A 17846-nucleotide genomic window follows, 5' to 3' on the forward strand; every position below is an offset into this window, starting at 1 on the left:
CATTCATTCATATTTTCATATTATAATTTACATCTTTGCTTGTCAATACTTTACCACGTATTTATTTTGCTTCTTTATTCGCCAATTTTGTTTTTTCTTCGTCTACTAACGAGCGACGCAAAATTTTCCCAACAGCTGTTTTCGGTAGTTCATCTCTAAACTCATAATAGCGGGGAACCTTGAAAGCAGCCAAGTTTTGACGGCAATATTTATTTAATTCGTCTTCTGTAACCGAATATCCTTCTTTTAAAACAATATAAGCTTTTACTGTTTCTCCCCGATACGGATCGGGTATGCCCGCAACTACACATTCTTGAATTTCCTCTCGCTCATATAGTACTTCCTCTACCTCACGAGGGTAAATATTAAAACCACCTGCGATAATTATATCTTTTTTACGATCCACTACATAGAAATAGCCTTCTTCGTCCATATAGCCCAAATCGCCTGTTAAAAACCAACCATCTACGAACGTTGCTGCTGTATCCTCAGGGCGATTCCAATAGCCTTTCATAACCTGTGGACCCTTTACAGCTATTTCACCAACCTCACCGACTGGAAGCGCCTCTGTATCCCCTGTACGCAAAATGATTGAATCCGTATTTGGCCAAGGTAAACCAATCGAGCCCATGACACGTTTCCCCCAAATAGGTGTAGAATGTGTGACAGGAGAAGTTTCTGTTAATCCATATCCTTCTACAAGTTTCCCCCCTGTTACCGCTTCAAATTTCTCCTGCACTTCTACTGGTAATGAAGCGGATCCACTTATACATGCTTTTATGGACGATAAGTCGTACTTTGCAATATCCGGATGATTTAATAAACCAATATATAAAGTCGGTGCACCCGGGAATAGTGTTGGTTTTTGCTTATCAATCGTTTTCAACGCCGTCTCTGCATCAAACTTTGGTAATAACACCATCTTATTTTGCGTGAATACGGATAATAAAATAACAGCAGTCATACCATAAACATGGAAGAATGGCAGTATGCCCATAATGGTTTCCTCACCATGTACACATTTATACATCCATGCATCACACATTGTTGTATTAGCAATTAAATTTTTATGGGTCAGCATCACACCCTTAGGGAACCCCGTCGTTCCACCTGTATATTGAAGCAGTGCGATATCCTCTTCAAAATCAAATGGAATATCAATCATTTTGATGGGCGCAGAGCGCATAATTTCTGTAAACAAATGATTTTGACCACTATGTTCAACCTTGACACTAAAACCGTACTGCTTTTTTTGAATATAGGGATACACTAAATTTTTAGGGAACGGTAAATAATCTTTAATCGCCGTGACAATTACATTTTCAAGTGCAGTTTCTTTTATGATTTTCATGACACGTGGATACAAAATATCCATTAATAAAATAACTTTTGCACCTGAATCAGCCATTTGATATTGAAGTTCACGCTCAGTATAAAGTGGATTCGTTTGTACGACAATCGCCCCGGCATACATTGCCCCGTAGTAAGCGATTACACTTTGTGGTGAGTTCGGAAGCATAATAGCTACTCGATCTCCCTTTTCTACCCCAAGTGTTTGTAAATAGTTTGCGAACTTTAGCGCTGACTCATATAGCTCGGCATACGTTAAATCCTTTCCCATAAAATGAATCGCAACTTTAGACGGATTCTTTTTATAGGCGCGGGTCAAAAATTCTTGCACTGGAATTTCCTCAAACGTTAAAGACGATGGTACTTCTTCAGGATAATTTTTTAGCCATGGTTTTGTTGTCATACGTCCTCTCCCCTTTGTTCCAAACTTTGTAAACTCTAATTTTAATTATAATGAAAAAGGAATACTCTTTCAAACACAAAATAGAAAATAAATGTATTTTCGATTAATTATTATGCATTCTACAACATTTATAGTACTGTATTTCCTTGGATTCCAAACCATATATCCGATGAATACTAATTCATTCTTTCTTTTTTCAATCAAAATATTGAGTTAATAATTCTATATTCGAAAAATATTTATTAATAATAACTTTTTAGATAGATGAAGGAATATTAATAGAATTTAGTAGTTTTTTTAGATGTGGTTGATAGGAGAATGGTGTAACTTAAGATATTTTCGAGGGAATTGAAGTTTTTTATCTATTGGGGTTGGGGCGATTACATTCTCAACCTGAACGCTCTCTCCAGGCAAGAACAGTTTTTTACTCTTTACCGTCTCTTTGGCTTCTTTGCGTCGCTTCGGCTCTTCTTTCCGTCGCCCTGCCTTCTTTCCGTCACTTCGGCTCTTCTTTCCGTCGCTTTGACTCTCCTTTCCGTCGCCCTGCCTGCTTTCCGTCACTCTGACTCTCCTTTCCGTCACTTCGGCTCTCCTTTCCGTCGCTTCAGCTCTTCTTTCCGTCGCTTCAGCTCTTCTTTCCGTCGCTTCAGCTCTTCTTTCCGTCGCTCTGACTCTCCTTTCCGTCACTTTAGCTTTTCTTTCCTTCTTCTCTTTACCCCTTAATATAAAAAAACGCATCCCCACAAAAGGATGCGTTTCTAAGTTTAAAGGGTCATCATATAATAGACACCGACTGCCAAAAATGCGATGCAGACAACGATTAGTATTTTTGCTAATTTTTCCATGTCATTACACTCCTATGCAATACTTGCCCCAATAACAAACGATAGACCGACTGAAATAGTAAAGGAAATAAAGCCGACTGAGCGATTATCATTTGCGATTTCTTGATCGACATTAAAACGTGGTGTCATAAATTCAAATAAGAAATACGCTACAATCAGTAATGTAAAACCAAAAAGGCCCCAGCCAATCATTTCACTTAACGTACTATGGCGTGCGATGGAGAAACGAAAAATATTACAAATCCCTAGTATTTTCCCGCCTGTCGCGAGTGCCACAGCGATATTACCATTTTTAATTTCTTCCCAATTTTTATATTTCGTAACGACTTCGAACAATGCCATCGAGACGACTAAACATAACACAACAACACTAAAATATCCTGCCGTTTCGATAATTGGATATCGCCAAAAGCTAGAATTCAGCATTTTCTCCGTCCCCTTTACTGCTTATTTCAATTCCACAACCGTGACGCCTAAGCCTCCCTCGCCGGCTTCACCGAAACGGAAGGATTTTACACGCTTATGCTTTTTCAAATAGCTTTGAATTCCTTGACGTAATGCACCTGTACCGACACCATGAATAATTGATACACGTCCATAGTTAGCAAGTAAGGCATCATCAATATATTTTTCCGTACGTATGATGGCATCTTCATATCGTTCACCACGTAAATCTAATTCTAATTTCACATGGCTAGTACGATTTTTTACACCAGCAATACGTTGTACAGGTTCTTTTTCTGGTTTAATGTACTCTAGATCACTATCCGCGATTTTCATTTTCAAAATACCCATTTGGACAACCCATTCGGAATTCGATACTTTTTCAAGCAATGTACCCCGTTGTCCATAGCTTAACACCTTTACCTCGTCTCCGACAACTAAGTTTTGTGCACGGGCTTTTACTTGTGCCGCTTTTTTCAGCACTTTATTGTTGTCAAGCGGTGTAGCTTCTTCCAATCGTTTACGAGCTTCGATGAGCTCATGCTCCTTGACAACCTGGTCTGCATTTTTACGCATTTCTCGAAGCTCCGCAATGATGGATTCTGCTTCTCTTTTTGCTTCATCAACAATTTTACGAGCCTTTTCTTTCGCTTTTTTATCGAGTGCTTCTTTACGTTCCTCGTAAGCTTGTAACTTTCCTTGTAGCTCTTTACGCAGTTCCTCAGACTCCATTAGTAAATCATGCGAGCGTTCTGCATCATCTTCGGATTTACGACGAGTCTCTTCCAGTGAAGCAATCATTGACTCCACCTCATGGCGATCTGTACCTGTAAAGCTTTTCGCACGGTCAATAATCGACTCTGGTAAGCCTAGGCGATTTGAAATTTCAAATGCATTGGAGCGACCTGGCACACCGATAAGTAGGCGATATGTTGGGCTCAATGTCTCAATATCAAACTCTACACTTGCATTGGCAACTCCTGGACGATTATAGCCATATGCTTTTAGCTCAGGATAGTGCGTCGTTGCCATAACGCGAGCACCACGACCATGTACTTCATCTAAAATGGAGATGGCCAGAGCTGCTCCTTCCTGAGGATCCGTCCCAGCACCTAATTCGTCAAATAGAACGAGTGACTCGTCATCAAACTTTTGTAAGATGTCTACTATGTTGACCATATGAGAGGAGAATGTTGACAGTGATTGCTCAATGGACTGTTCATCTCCAATATCCGCAAAAAGCTGCTTGAAAACAGCTAGCTCTGAACCATCAAGTGCAGGCACTGGTAACCCCGCCTGCGCCATTAATGTACACAGTCCAACTGTTTTTAAAGTGACGGTTTTACCACCAGTGTTTGGTCCTGTAATAACAATAGCCGTAATATCTTTCCCAAATTCAATATCGTTAGGAACTGCCGTTTCAATTGGTAACAGTGGATGACGTGCACGCATAAGTCTAATATAGCCGTCGTTATTCATTTTAGGCATTGTACATTTGTTCGCTTGACCGTACTTACCTTTGGCTAAAATGACGTCAATCTCACCTAGTACTTTTACTAAGTTAAACAAATCCGGAGCTACTTCCTCTACCATTGCACTTAAGGCTAGTAAGATACGTTCAATTTCAGCTTGCTCCTTCATTTTTAATCGATGAATTTCATTATTTGCTTGTACAATCGAATCTGGCTCGATAAATAATGTTTGGCCAGAAGATGATTGGTCATGCACAATTCCACCATAATGATGACGATACTCTTGTTTAACGGGGATAACAAAACGATCATTACGAATCGTTACAAGTGTATCTGATAGCATTTTTGAAGCATTACTTCCCCGTATAAGGCTTTCCAGCTTCGAACGTACTTTGGCCTCTTCTGCGCGCAAAGATTGGCGAATCGAACGCAATGTTTGGCTTGCAGAGTCTAGCACTGAGCCATTGTCATCAATACAGTTATTAATTTCATGCTGCAAGCCTGTCAAAACAGGCATTGCCTCCTTTTTGTCGATGAAATGGGGAATTTCAATCACTTCTTCTGATTCTATATCTTCAATAAAATTGCGAAGAATTCTACTAGCTCGAATTGTACTTGAAACTTCCATTAGTTCCATCGCTGACAGCATGCCACCAATTTGTGCACGCCTTGCAGCTGGTCGCACATCAAAAATTCCACCCATTGGCACATTGCCTTTAACACGTAAAATGGATAGTCCTTCATCCATTTCTTCTAATAATTGCACAACTTTTTCATAATCAGTCTGTGGTACAAGCTCATCAACCGCTGATTTACCGATTGAAGAAGTACAGTATGTAGCCACTTGCTGACGTACTTTATCATATTCTAGTGTTTTCAATGCGCGTTCTGCGATCACTGAGAACACCTCCTCAACCTATTTATTTCGTCGAATAAACGCTTCAAATTGTTCTCGCGTCCATGTATTCACAATCATATCCTTTTTCAACCATGCTCTGTTTGCATAGCGCACTCCAATATCCATAAAGCGTAAATGAGCAATATCATGAGCATCTGTATTGATCGCTACAGGCACACCAGCTGCCACAGCCATTTCTAAATGCTCCACACATAAATCAAGACGATATGGATTCGCATTTAACTCTAAAATTTTACCATACTCCTTTGCCCAAGCAATTAATTGCCCCATATCAGGATTATAGCCATTACGATCCTCAATAATGCGACCAGTTGGATGAGCAATCATATGAACATATGGATTTTGCATCGCCGTTAGTAAACGCGACATAATTTTGTCTTGCGATTGCGTAAAGCTAGAGTGAATAGAGGCTATGACGAAATCTAACTCTCTAAGCACATCATCTGCAAAATCAAGAGAACCATCCGGCAGAATATCCATTTCTGTCCCCGCATATAAATGGAAATCTGGATGTGCTTCATTAAATGCCTTAATCTCAGCACGTTGCTTTGTTAAGCGTTCTGGCGTAAGGCCATTCGCCACTTTTAAAAATTGTGAATGGTCAGTAATAACGCTATATTGATAGCCACGCGCCATTAATGCGGCGCCCATTTCAGCTACAGAATACGCACCATCAGACCATGTCGTATGCATATGCAAATCCGCTTTAACATCTTCTAATTTTACTAAACTATTAATGTCATCCGTTTGGTTAAATTCCGTTGTTCCTGTACGCAAACTAGGCGGGATAAATGGTAAATCAAAATACGCAAAAAATTCTTTTTCATCTTTAAACGTTAATACGGTGCCATCAGCCTGCTCTACGCCATATTCGCTAATTTTTTCACCACGTGCTTTAGCAATTTGTCGCATGCGGACATTGTGGTCTTTTGAGCCTGTGAAATGATGCAAGGCCGTTGCATATTCAGCATCTCTCACTAATCGGAAATCTACACTTACAGGCTCCTCTAAATCTAAAATAACTGAAATTTTCGTATCACCTGCAGCTACTACTTCTTGGATAGAGAGCTCATTCAATAGCTTTTCACGTACAGTTTCAACTGCTTCAGTTACAACAATAAAATCAATATCTTTACTTGTTTCAGCGGCACGACGGAAACTTCCTGCAACAGAAAAACGTTCCACTTCTTCCATACTACCTAGTAGAGCTTCAATTTGTAAAACAACAGGCTCTAGCTGCCAAATTGGTAAACGTTCCGATCGATTGGCTAAATTTTCAAGTTCCTTTAAAATTTTCTCTTCAGTTTTTGCTGCAAAGCCTGCCAGCTCACGAACTTTACATGCCTCGCAAGCAGCCTTTAAACTTTCCGCAGAATCAACCCCTAACTCTTGATGAAGCTTAGCAATTTTTTTACCGCCTAAGCCTGGAAGTTTTAATAATGGGAGTAATCCTTTTGGTACAATTTCTTCTAATTCTTTTAATAAGCTTGATTCACCATTTGTCATTAAATCCTCAATAACAGCAGCTGTACCTTTACCTATACCTTTTAGCTTTGTAACATCCTCCATCTCACTTAATGAGCGCTCGTCCCCCTCAAGTGCAGCGGCAGCTTTTCGAAAGGCAGACACTTTGAAGGGATTTTCCCCTTGTAATTCCATATACAAGGCAATTTTTTCAAGTGTGCGAATAATTGTTTTTTTGTTCATTCGGAATTCCTCCTATCGTAAAAACACTTCCCTCAAAACCGAGAGAAGTGCATAGTTTGCTATTGCATATAAATATACCACCAGTTTTGGAACATACTTGTAATAATTGGGGTATGCTCCAAAATGAGACCACTTAACAACGACTTCGACATTAAACTTTGGATAGAATCAATTGGCAATAAAGCAAGAATGTATAACAAAATAAACATAATTAAATAGTTTTCAATCATGCCAAACAATGCTCCTAGCCAACGATTCACTGTACCTAACACAGGTAAATACGCTATAAAATCAAAAATCGATGCTACAATTTGCAATGTAATTTTCACCGCAAAGAAAATAACAGCAAAGGCAATGACACGGTAAAAGGTGCGGTCTAAATCGAGGCTATCAATAACTACTCCAAGACTACCTGAATCGGTTACACCTGGATACGGCACCCAAAACACAAATTTTTGCGCTAATGGTTTATAATAGATATACGCAACAATTAGGGCGACTATAAAGCTAACGATATGCATCATCTGTACAATGAAACCGCGTTTTCCTCCGACGATGATCCCGGCTAATAGCACCACTAATATGATTAAATCTAACATTCACTTCAACCCTTTAATTTTTTCAATTCTTCTTCTAATTGCTCCATTTGTTCTTTTAATAGTAAATAATCGTGAACAGTATTTACTGCTGTAAGAACTGCAAGCTTTGTGCTATCAAGAGAGGGATTATGTACATTCATTTCGCGCATACGGTCATCAACAATCGAAGCGACAAGTCGCATATGTCCAATGGATTCAGAGCCGACCATTTTATATGTATGACCGTAGATTTCCACAGAAATTTTATTCTTTTCTTGATTTTCCATAGTCGCACCCTCCTTTATAATTTTTACGCTCACGAATTTTTCGATGATGAGCAACTTACACAAAAAAGCTATTTATTATCATACCATGAAAGGTATAAAATTGTGAACAACGAGGATAGAAAGGAACGAGTAAATGTCAAATATTGTACTTTCCATATCAACAACTATACAAAAAGAAGTAATGTCTTACTATGCAAACCATTTTGTAGAACGTAAAGCCCCTGGTGTAATCTTTGCCGCAAAGCTTCCAGATACAGCAATTACAATGTACAAATCGGGTAAATTAATGTTCCAAGGGGGAGGAGCTGAACGAGAAGCAGCACGTTGGGGAAATGTAGAAGTAACAAATACACAGAAAACATCCTCGATAGGAGCAAAGGGCGACGTTCTGCCAGAAGGTTTTGCTACGATGTCGGTATTAGGCTCAGACGAAACTGGTACTGGTGATTATTTCGGTCCAATAACAGTTGCGGCCGTATATGTCCCTTCATCAAAAATTGCACTTATCAACGAGCTTGGTGTCAAAGATTCAAAAATGCTAACGGATGACTACATGCGTAAAATAGCGCCAGATTTACGTGCAGCTTGTGTTCATAGTGTACTGGTACTTCGCAACGAAAAATATAACGAATTACAGTCACGAGGATACTCACAAGGTAAGATGAAAGCTATGATGCACAATAGGGCACTTAACAAAGCACTGTCAAAAATGGCTCCCGAAAAACCAGAGCATATATTGATAGATCAGTTTGCGGAACGTGGCGTGTATTACAATTACTTAAAAAATGAACGAGATATTGTTCGAGATGATGTGCTATTTTCTACGAAAGCTGAACAATTACATGTCTCAGTAGCAACTGCATCGATATTAGCTCGTGCTGCATTTTTAAAAGAAATGGACCGCCTGAGTGAGATTGCTGGGATAGAATTGTTGAAGGGCGCTTCAGCGAAAGTAGATGCGTTAGCAGCACGCATTTGGCGAAAACAAGGGGAGGAATTTTTACGTTCCATTACGAAATGGCATTTTGCGAATACTGAAAAAGCTAAAAAATTGAAATAAAATTGGTCTTATTGACGACAAAAAAATTTCGCTATACTCCAGTGCATAACTTGCTCTTCACTGTAGTTAGCGAAATTTTTTATATCAAAAACTTATCATATAGACAAATTTTCTTCCAACTTAATATTTGAACTGTCGGATCGTTTGTTGAAGATTTTCAGACATACTGGCAAGAGCTGCTGCCGACGCAGCAATTTCTTCCATAGAAGCAAGCTGTTCTTCGGTTGCAGCGGAAATATTTTGTGCACTTGCTGTATTTTCATTGGTTTGTTCAAGCACACTTTCAATCCCCATCGCCACTTGATTTGCGTTTTGAGAAATAACTTTTGATGCCTCTGAAATTTGTCCTATTTCATAAGTAACACTTTGTACATTCGTACGAATCTCTTCAAATGAATTCCCTGCCATATTTGTTATATCAATCCCCTTCACAACCTCAGTTGAACCAGCAGCCATAGATACAACAGCTAGTTGTGTATCAGCTTGAATTTGTGAAATAATATCCTTAATTTGCAGCGTGGATTGTGCAGATTGTTCAGCTAACTTTCGTACCTCATCTGCTACAACCGCAAAGCCTTTTCCATGTTCACCTGCACGGGCAGCTTCAATTGCTGCGTTTAAAGCTAATAGGTTCGTTTGATCAGCAATTTGGGTTATGGCTTCCACAATATGCTCAATTTCGTGAGAACGTTTGTCTAATGTTTGCACTGTATTTTCTAGAGTTTGTACAGTATTTTGAATCATGGTCATTTGTTGAACAGCTGTTTGAATAGTCTTATCACCGCTCATAACAGCGCTCAAAGCTTTATTGGACATTCCACTTACTGCATCTGCTTTCGATGAAATATGCTGAATAGATGATGACATTTCAAGGACAGCACGATTACCATCATTAACAGTTTCCGCCTGCACATCAACCGTCTCAGCAAATCTTTGAATGGAAGTAACAATTTGCGATGTAGCTCGCTTATTTTCTGCAGTACTTGCCGTTAGCTCCTCTGAAGAGTTGGCCAATAAATTTGATTTCTCGCCTATATTACCAACTACCTCACGTAAAGAGGAAATCATTTTATTAAAAATATTTGCTAGTTTCCCGATCTCATCATTTCTTCTTATGTCGATAAAGTTACGTAAATCACCTTCACCTACTTGTTCAGCAACTGTAGATAGCTCTTTCAATGGGCGAGTGATTGAGGCAATGATCATGCCACCGATAATCCCACAAATCATTAAAGCAATAACAATGACGGCTATTGTTGACTTTAAAATTGGAGCTGTGACAGCTTTTACATCTGATTCATCCATAATACCGATAATTTTCCACCCAGTAAGTTTATTAGTAGCGAAAAATATTTGATGTTCCTTGCCATCTTCCTTAATTTTAAAGCTACCTGCTTCTTTACCTTGCATCTTTTCTATATACGCGTCTTTTAGTTTAGTTCCCACTTCAACATTCGGATCCGCTATTGTAAAATTATTGGCATTCACTAATGAAGCATAGCCACTTTTCCCAATCTTTACGGCATTAACGAGCTCCGCAATTTCGGTAAGATCCAAGTCTATGGAAACAGCCCCGGATTTGTCACGTAATCCTGCCGCTACAGTTAACGTTAAATCCCCTGAGATATTTGATTTATAAGGATCTATCATGACCCCTTTACCTGGCGACTCTATAGCCTCTAAATACCATGGACGTAAAAACGGATTATAATCAGATGGCATTTTATGGTACGGATTACGTAAAAAACCATGACCTTCTAATGTTAAAGCAACTACTGAAACACTATTATGTAAAGCATTGTATTTATCTAATTCCTTTAATGCATTTTCATCTTGCCAATCCTTATTAAAATAGCCTGCCAAATATTCTGCATCACTTATGATTGGTGAAATTTCTTTTGTCACTAACGAATTGATTAGATCGACATTCTCACGTGATTTATCATTTAATTCTTTATAATATAGGTCATCTGACTTCATATATGAAAATGCACCTATGGCAATACTTGGAATTAAAAGCGTCATTGTCAACGCCCAGATTAACCGAGCACGCACAGATAAACTTTTTCGTTTTCGTTCTTTCAAGATCATGATCTCCTCTTGTTATTTTTTTCTATCCAATTTCCACTATACACATAATAGATACCTAGAATGTATTTTTTATTATTTCGAAATATTAAAAATACAAATTGCTCGATGGCACTTTTCAACTAAAAAAGCTGCCTCATTACGAGACAGCTCACAAAATAATAGTAATCAAAAATATCTTGGCATAAATTAGCGTACTTCCGTGCCTTCAATTGTTGCAATAGCTTTTAACACTTTATTATGTGCTGCAACAACTTCTTCATCTGTTAAAGTACGTTCTGGATCGAAGTATGTTAGGGAGAATGCCACTGATTTCTTACCAGCCTCCATTTTTTCACCTTCATATACATCGAATACACGAACATCTTTCAATAATTTCACGCTTGCTGAGCGAATCGCAGCAATAACCTCTCCAGCTGTTGTTGTACGGTCCATGATCAGGGCAATATCACGAGACATTGCTGGGAAGCGAGGCACTGGTGAATAACTAAGAGGCGCTTCTTTTGCATTAGCGTTTAATAATGTGACTAGATTCATTTCCATTACATATGTGTCTTTTACACCCCATGCTTTTTGCTCTGCTGGATGTAATCCACCGATAATACCCACTTGTTCACCGTCTAAAAGAATGCTAGCAGTACGTCCTGGGTGTAATCCATCTACTTCAGCTTTCACAAATGAAATACGGTCCTCTAAACCAAGCTTACCGACAACACCTTCTACAATGCCTTTTAAGACGAAGAAATCTACTGACTTTTTCTCCCCTTGCCAAGCATGGTCAAGCCATTTCCCTGTTACTACTGCCGCCACGTGCTCTTCCTCATATGGTAGCCCCTCTTCTGATTGACCAAGGAATACTGAACCGATTTCATACAATGCTACATTATCAGCTTTACGTGCAATATTATACGCAGCAGCTTCAATTAAATGAGGGATAAGACTTTGACGTAGTGTTGAACGGTCCTCACTCATCGGCATGAGTAAACGTGTTACTGGCTCAGCTTTCAATGCAAAGCGTTGTGACAATGCATCTGAAGTTAATGAGTACGTTACAGCTTGGTAAAGGCCTGCCCCTTCCATGTAGTTGCGAACTACACGACGATTTGCCTGATAGGGCGTTAAACGTCCTACTTGGTTTGCTCCCTCTGGTAAAGTCATCGGGATTTCATCATAACCGTGTAAACGAGCAATTTCTTCTACAATATCTTCTTCAATTTTAATATCTTGACGACGTGTTGGTGCATCAACGATTAGTAAACCATTTGCTGCTTCTACACCAAATTTAAGACGCTCTAAAATAGTCAACATTTCTTCTAACGAAATTTTCATACCTAAACGTTCATTAATAAAATCTGGAGAAACGACAACACGTGCTGGTGATTTATCTAGTTCATCCACGATACATGTTCCCTCTAACACTTCACCACCAGCTAGTTCAGCTAGTAGTGCTGCAGCACGTTCTGCAGCTGGTAATACACGGTTAGGGTCAACGCCCTTTTCAAAGCGAGCAGAAGCATCTGAGCGAAGTCCAAGATGACGTGATGTTTGACGTACAGTTAAACCATCGAAGTAAGCAGATTCGATGACAACCGTTGTTGTAGTATCATGTACTTCTGAGTTTGCACCACCCATTACACCTGCGATTGCTACTGGCTCCTTGCCATTTGTAATGACTAAATCCGTTGCTTTTAATGTACGCTCTTGGTCATCTAAAGTAGTAATTTTTTCGCCTTCTGTTGCTTTACGCACTACGATTTCACCTGTTGCAAGACTATCGTAGTCAAAGGCATGAAGCGGTTGACCGTATTCCATTAAAATGTAGTTCGTTACATCGACAACATTATTATGTGGGCGTACGCCTGCTGCCATTAAGCGATTTTGTAGCCACATCGGTGATTCCGCGATTTTTACGTTTTTCACAACTTTTGCTACATACATTGGGTTTGCTTGTGAATCTTCTACTCGAAGCTTTAACATGTCTTCTGCTTTTTCAGAAGATGTGCTGTAGGCGATTTCTGGATACTTCACTTCTTCAGATAGAATTGCGCCAACTTCATACGCCACACCTAGCATTGACAGTGCGTCCGAGCGATTTGGTGTTAAACCAAGCTCTAATACCGTGTCACGTAAACCTAAAATAGCAAGGGCATCCGAGCCGACCTCAGCACTCTCAGGAAGCACATAAATACCTTCAGAATATGCTTTAGGAACTAGTTTCCCTTCGATTCCTAACTCTTGTAATGAGCAAATCATACCGTTTGATTCATGTCCACGAAGTTTTGCTTTTTTTATTTTAATGCCGCCTGGTAAATGTGCACCTGGACGTGCGACAATAACTTTTTGACCAGCATCAACGTTTGGAGCACCACAAATAATTTGTTGTGGCTCAGCTTCACCAACATCCACTTGGCAAATATTTAATTTATCCGCTTCAGGATGCTTCTCTTTTGATACGATATAGCCGACTACAATTTTATCCATTGCGTTAGCACGGTCAATTACTGCATCTACTTCAATTCCCGAGCGCGTAATTTTTTCAGCTAACTCCTCAGGCGCTAAATCCTGTGTATTTACATAATCTTTTAACCATTCTAATGATACTAACATTTTTTATCCCCCTTACGCCTCTGTTCGCTCGAATTGTGATAAGAAACGTGTGTCACTTGTATAGAAATGACGAATATCGTCGACACCATATTTCAACATTGCGATACGTTCAGCACCAATACCAAATGCAAAGCCTGACACTTTCTTCGGATCATAACCAGCCATTTCAAGTACATTTGGATGCACCATACCAGCTCCTAAAATTTCAATCCAGCCTGTACCTTTACATACGTTACAGCCCGATCCACCACATTTGAAGCAAGAAATATCCATTTCAACAGATGGTTCTGTGAATGGGAAGAAACTTGGGCGAAGTCGAATTTCGCGGTCTGCACCGAACATTTTTTTCGCTAATGTATCAAGCGTCCCTTTAAGGTCACTCATGCGAATATTTTCACCAATCACTAACCCTTCGATTTGCATGAATTGGTGAGAATGTGTTGCATCATCGTTGTCACGACGGAATACTTTCCCTGGACAAATAATGCGAATGGATTCACCTTTCTTCTCTTCCATTGTGCGAGCTTGCACAGGAGAAGTATGCGTACGTAATAATATTTCCTCGGAAATATAGAACGAATCCTGCATATCACGAGCAGGGTGTCCCTTTGGTAAGTTCAATGCCTCGAAGTTATAATAATCCTTTTCCACTTCTGGACCTTCTGCAATTTCATAGCCCATACCGATAAACAAATCTTCAATTTCTTCAATAACGCGTGTTAATGGATGACGATTCCCCACTTTAATTTCACGGCCAGGTAAAGTGACATCAATCGACTCACTCGCTAATTTTTCAGCAATTGCTGCTTCTTCTAGTACAGCCGCCTTTGCCTCTAATACAGCCGTTACATTTTCACGAACCGTATTGACTAAAGCACCCATTTTCGGGCGTTCCTCTGCTGATAATTTCCCCATACCCTTTAATAAATCAGTGATAGGTCCTTTTTTCCCTAGATACGCTACTCGCACATCATTTAATTCTTTTAAATTTGCCGCCGCTTCAATTTTAGCAAGTGCTTCTTGCTCTAATTGCTTTAATTGCTCTTCCATGTATAAACCCTCCTTGATTAAATCAATTTTGCCTTAGCGTAATTGTAGCTGTCGCTACAGATCCAAACATTGCTGCTGCCGCGCAGATAAACAATGCGTCCGGATTTTGAATTATGCCAGCACAATTCATTCCTTTGATAATAATCCGTGACATCCGCCAGAGACTTTATCTTCATCCTGCATGTTTTGGACACCGATGAAAAGGAACCATTTCCGTATTGATCTCACCACCTTCGAAGGTGGGAGTCTTCTACTGAATGAAGATAATTGCCTTCTTTGATGGCATAAAAAAACTCGCCCCTAAAAAAGGGACGAGGACATTTTCGCGGTACCACCCTAGTTATTGCAAGGTAAACCCCTAGCAATCACTTCATTGACATAACGACTAGATTAAAGCCGGCATACCTTTACAGCATTCGCTGGTCCCGGTAGCTGCTCGCGGGATGAATTCAAAATTGCATTGGTACGGCACTGGCTCTCAATCTTCGGCCTGTGCTCCCTGTCGCCCATTCACCATTTTTACTACTTCCCGGTCAAAGCATTTAAGTTTACATTTTAACAGTGATTATACAATACAATACCAATTCAAATCAAGAGTCATGTGCCCATTACCAGCGATATTGATGGTTCTATCGGCAATTTTAGGCTCACCACCAAAATGTGTAGTTGATTTCCGTTCCGGCTGAGCGCTTTGTTGCTGTCGCTTCGCTTTCGCACAGATAAAACATTTGTAGCTGCCGCTTTGCTTTCGCTACAGAAAACATTTGCCGCTGACGCTTCGCTTTCGCGCAAAGCAGAGCTTCCTGGGGGCGTCCGATGAGCCGCTTTTGTTGCTGCCGCTGCGTTAGCACTACGCTTTCGCACAGAAAACATCCGCTGCGCTGCAGGGTCTCGGGCCAACAGATGTTTATTGCGCGAAAGCGAAGCGGCAGCAAAGGGTTTTGTTTGTGCGAAAGCGCAGCGACAGCAACAGCACCGAGGTTGGTCACGAAGGCGTTACCACAGGATGTGATGTTCTTAGCCTTCGTTCCCCTACCGCTAATCCCCAAGGAGTCGCTCAGCCTCCACTCCAATCAACTAATATACAGTGCATATATTTAAAATGCTATCTATAACGATTAGTGATGAGCTCAATTTTAATATATCCTTAATTAATTACCTACTTAACAAATCCATATAAAACAATTCCTGTTGCTACTGCTACATTTAAAGATTCCGCTTGCCCTAAAATCGGAATAATAATATTTTGATCTGTCATCGAAAGTAATTGAGGATGAATACCACTACCTTCATTCCCCATCATGATCGCAAATGCACCAGTATGTTCAATATCACTATAGATAACTGCATCCTCATCTAAAGCTGTCCCAAATACTGGTACACCATTATCCTGAAGCTGTTCAATCCATTCTTCTAAATCACCTCGAAGGACAGGAATATGGAAATGTGAGCCTTGTGCAGAACGAAGTGTTTTAGGATTATATAAATCCGCGCAGCCTTTGCCAAGTATAACTGCATCTAAACCTGCTGCATCCGCAGTACGAATCATTGTTCCAATATTTCCTGGATCTTGGACTGCATCGATAAGTAGCACCTTGCGCCACGAAGCCATTACATCATCATCTAACAAAGGTTGCTTACAAACTGCAAATACACCTTGAGAAGTCTCCGTTTCAGCAAACTCCTTGGCAACAGCCGCTGTTACTTCAACGATAGATACACTATCAATCGGCCAAAGCATTGGTAATTCTACACCTTCACGTACAATTAGTTGCTGTACTTGTTCATTATTTTTTAATGCTTCCTCTACCAAATGGAATCCCTCTACTATGAATTCTCCAGATCTTTCACGCTCTTTTCGTGTTGTCGCAAGCTTCTTCCAGTATTTCACTAACGCATTTTGCGTAGATTCTATTCTTTTCATCGTACCTCGTACCGCCTTTTTCCTATATAATGTTCATTATTATACAGTAGAAAACGATAAATGACATAGTCATGTAAAAAACAGTTTTATTATTATTTTTCTGTTGACCAATCATTGGCAAGATAGCTCCTAAACGGAATGTAAATTACCTTCACGCTATGATGATGAGCCACCCATACAAAAAAATTTTGTCATCCTCGGAATTTCGGGATGACATTTTGTTAAAACGATACCATGGGATTAAGTTGATTGGAGTGAAGGCTGGGCGACTCCTTGAGGATTAGAGTTAGGGGAACGAAGGCTAAAGGCATCACGTCCTGTGATAACGCCTTCGTGACCAACCTCGTGTTGGCCCGAGACCCTGGAGCGTAGCGGATGTTTTCTGTGCGAAAGCGTAGTGATAACGCAGCGGCAGCAACAAAAGCGGCTCATCGGACGCCCCCAGGAAGCTCTGCTCTGCGCGAAAGCGTAGCGACAGCAAATGTATTATCTGTGCGAAAGCGAAGTGACAGCAACAACAAAGCGCACAGCTGGAACGGAAATCAACCCCACACTATGGAAATGAGCAAAATTATTCCCTACTAGATAACGGGGGAAATCAGTATATGTTATAATTTTCAATATTTTAAGAATGCACAAAAAGGGTGAAAATGAATGAAAAAAAATGTACATGTAGTAGGTGCAATTATCGAAAATGATAAAGATGAAATTTTTTGTGCGTTAAGAAATCCTAATATGGTACTAGCAAATTATTGGGAATTCCCTGGTGGTAAAATCGAGGACGACGAATCGCCTGAACAAGCTTTATCACGTGAAATATTAGAGGAATTTAATTGCGCTATAGACGTTGGAGAAAAGGTTGAGGATACTATTTATGAATACGAAAAATTTATAGTACGCTTAGAAACATTTAAGGCTTCCATTGTAGAGGGAGATCCGGTCCTGCTAGAACATACTGAAATTAGATGGGTTCCGCGACATGAACTGCTAAATCTTCATTTTGCTCCCGCTGATATTCCCGCGATCCATAAAATACTTGCAGAAAAATAGTCTATGAGCAGTGAATGCAGAAGAAAAGAGCAGTTTGCCCTCTGCAGTGCCTGCTCTTTTTT

14 protein-coding genes are annotated in these 17846 nt (G+C 39.9%); 2 read left to right on the forward strand and 12 right to left on the reverse strand.

Annotation, left to right across the window (positions count from 1 at the left end; all coding sequences use genetic code 11):
* Positions 1-61 precede the first annotated feature (61 nt).
* The 7 genes from MOK21_RS04995 to zapA form a co-directional block, all read right to left on the reverse strand.
* The gene (locus MOK21_RS04995; protein ID WP_249072863.1) at positions 62-1753 is read right to left on the reverse strand and encodes an AMP-binding protein; all 1692 of its coding nucleotides are present in this window, start codon (positions 1751-1753) and stop codon (positions 62-64) included.
* A gap of 297 nt (positions 1754-2050) precedes the next feature.
* Positions 2051-2491 (reverse strand): hypothetical protein, encoded by a 441-nt coding sequence (locus MOK21_RS05000; protein WP_249072864.1) that lies wholly within the window; start codon positions 2489-2491, stop codon positions 2051-2053.
* Positions 2492-2610: 119 nt separating this feature from the next.
* On the reverse strand, positions 2611-3024 hold the full coding sequence (locus MOK21_RS05005) for a DUF350 domain-containing protein (protein ID WP_249072865.1): 414 nt from the start codon (positions 3022-3024) through the stop codon (positions 2611-2613).
* 21 nt (positions 3025-3045) lie between these two features.
* Complete coding sequence (locus MOK21_RS05010; RefSeq protein ID WP_249072866.1) at positions 3046-5412, reverse strand: endonuclease MutS2; 2367 nt, start codon at positions 5410-5412, stop codon at positions 3046-3048.
* A gap of 18 nt (positions 5413-5430) precedes the next feature.
* Positions 5431-7140 carry a DNA polymerase/3'-5' exonuclease PolX gene (gene polX, locus MOK21_RS05015; RefSeq protein WP_249072867.1) on the reverse strand — a complete coding sequence of 570 codons (1710 nt, stop codon included), beginning with the start codon at positions 7138-7140 and terminating at the stop codon, positions 5431-5433.
* A gap of 59 nt (positions 7141-7199) precedes the next feature.
* Complete coding sequence (locus tag MOK21_RS05020; protein WP_249072868.1) at positions 7200-7739, reverse strand: CvpA family protein; 540 nt, start codon at positions 7737-7739, stop codon at positions 7200-7202.
* Positions 7740-7744: 5 nt separating this feature from the next.
* A complete protein-coding gene (zapA, locus tag MOK21_RS05025) occupies positions 7745-8005 on the reverse strand; it encodes a cell division protein ZapA (protein WP_249072869.1) in 261 nt (86 codons plus the stop codon).
* Between the two features lie 133 nt (positions 8006-8138).
* Here zapA and rnhC point away from each other — a divergent pair, with 133 nt between their 5' ends.
* On the forward strand, positions 8139-9065 hold the full coding sequence (gene rnhC / locus MOK21_RS05030) for a ribonuclease HIII (RefSeq protein WP_249072870.1): 927 nt from the start codon (positions 8139-8141) through the stop codon (positions 9063-9065).
* 120 nt (positions 9066-9185) lie between these two features.
* Here the strand turns inward: rnhC and MOK21_RS05035 are convergent, their stop codons facing one another.
* The 5 genes from MOK21_RS05035 to MOK21_RS05055 all read right to left on the reverse strand — a co-directional run bounded on the left by MOK21_RS05035 (position 9186) and on the right by MOK21_RS05055 (position 16734).
* Positions 9186-11150, reverse strand: a complete 1965-nt coding sequence (locus tag MOK21_RS05035) for a methyl-accepting chemotaxis protein (RefSeq protein WP_249072871.1) — start codon at positions 11148-11150, stop codon at positions 9186-9188.
* Between the two features lie 192 nt (positions 11151-11342).
* On the reverse strand, positions 11343-13760 hold the full coding sequence (gene pheT / locus MOK21_RS05040) for a phenylalanine--tRNA ligase subunit beta (protein ID WP_249072872.1): 2418 nt from the start codon (positions 13758-13760) through the stop codon (positions 11343-11345).
* Between the two features lie 12 nt (positions 13761-13772).
* Entirely contained in the window at positions 13773-14810 is a 1038-nt protein-coding gene (gene pheS, locus MOK21_RS05045; RefSeq protein WP_249072873.1) for a phenylalanine--tRNA ligase subunit alpha, read from the reverse strand.
* A 647-nt stretch (positions 14811-15457) separates the two neighbouring features.
* Entirely contained in the window at positions 15458-15859 is a 402-nt protein-coding gene (locus MOK21_RS05050; RefSeq protein ID WP_249072874.1) for a hypothetical protein, read from the reverse strand.
* 110 nt (positions 15860-15969) lie between these two features.
* A complete protein-coding gene (locus MOK21_RS05055) occupies positions 15970-16734 on the reverse strand; it encodes a TrmH family RNA methyltransferase (RefSeq protein WP_249072875.1) in 765 nt (254 codons plus the stop codon).
* A 654-nt stretch (positions 16735-17388) separates the two neighbouring features.
* Between MOK21_RS05055 and MOK21_RS05060 the strand changes: the two genes are divergently transcribed.
* Positions 17389-17784, forward strand: a complete 396-nt coding sequence (locus tag MOK21_RS05060) for a (deoxy)nucleoside triphosphate pyrophosphohydrolase (protein WP_249072876.1) — start codon at positions 17389-17391, stop codon at positions 17782-17784.
* Positions 17785-17846: the final 62 nt, after the last annotated feature.

It is taken from the genome of Lysinibacillus sp. BPa_S21, assembly GCF_023337795.1.
GTDB lineage: Bacteria > Bacillota > Bacilli > Bacillales_A > Planococcaceae > Lysinibacillus.

Coding starts and splice junctions, on each gene's coding strand:
- MOK21_RS04995 (WP_249072863.1), bottom strand. CDS start 1,753: ATGACAACAAAACCATGGCTAAAAAATTATCCTGAAGAAGTACCATCG.
- MOK21_RS05000 (WP_249072864.1), bottom strand. CDS start 2,491: ATGCGTTTTTTTATATTAAGGGGTAAAGAGAAGAAGGAAAGAAAAGCT.
- MOK21_RS05005 (WP_249072865.1), bottom strand. CDS start 3,024: ATGCTGAATTCTAGCTTTTGGCGATATCCAATTATCGAAACGGCAGGA.
- polX (WP_249072867.1), bottom strand. CDS start 7,140: ATGAACAAAAAAACAATTATTCGCACACTTGAAAAAATTGCCTTGTAT.
- MOK21_RS05020 (WP_249072868.1), bottom strand. CDS start 7,739: ATGTTAGATTTAATCATATTAGTGGTGCTATTAGCCGGGATCATCGTC.
- zapA (WP_249072869.1), bottom strand. CDS start 8,005: ATGGAAAATCAAGAAAAGAATAAAATTTCTGTGGAAATCTACGGTCAT.
- rnhC (WP_249072870.1), top strand. CDS start 8,139: ATGTCAAATATTGTACTTTCCATATCAACAACTATACAAAAAGAAGTA.
- pheT (WP_249072872.1), bottom strand. CDS start 13,760: ATGTTAGTATCATTAGAATGGTTAAAAGATTATGTAAATACACAGGAT.
- pheS (WP_249072873.1), bottom strand. CDS start 14,810: ATGGAAGAGCAATTAAAGCAATTAGAGCAAGAAGCACTTGCTAAAATT.
- MOK21_RS05055 (WP_249072875.1), bottom strand. CDS start 16,734: ATGAAAAGAATAGAATCTACGCAAAATGCGTTAGTGAAATACTGGAAG.
- MOK21_RS05060 (WP_249072876.1), top strand. CDS start 17,389: ATGAAAAAAAATGTACATGTAGTAGGTGCAATTATCGAAAATGATAAA.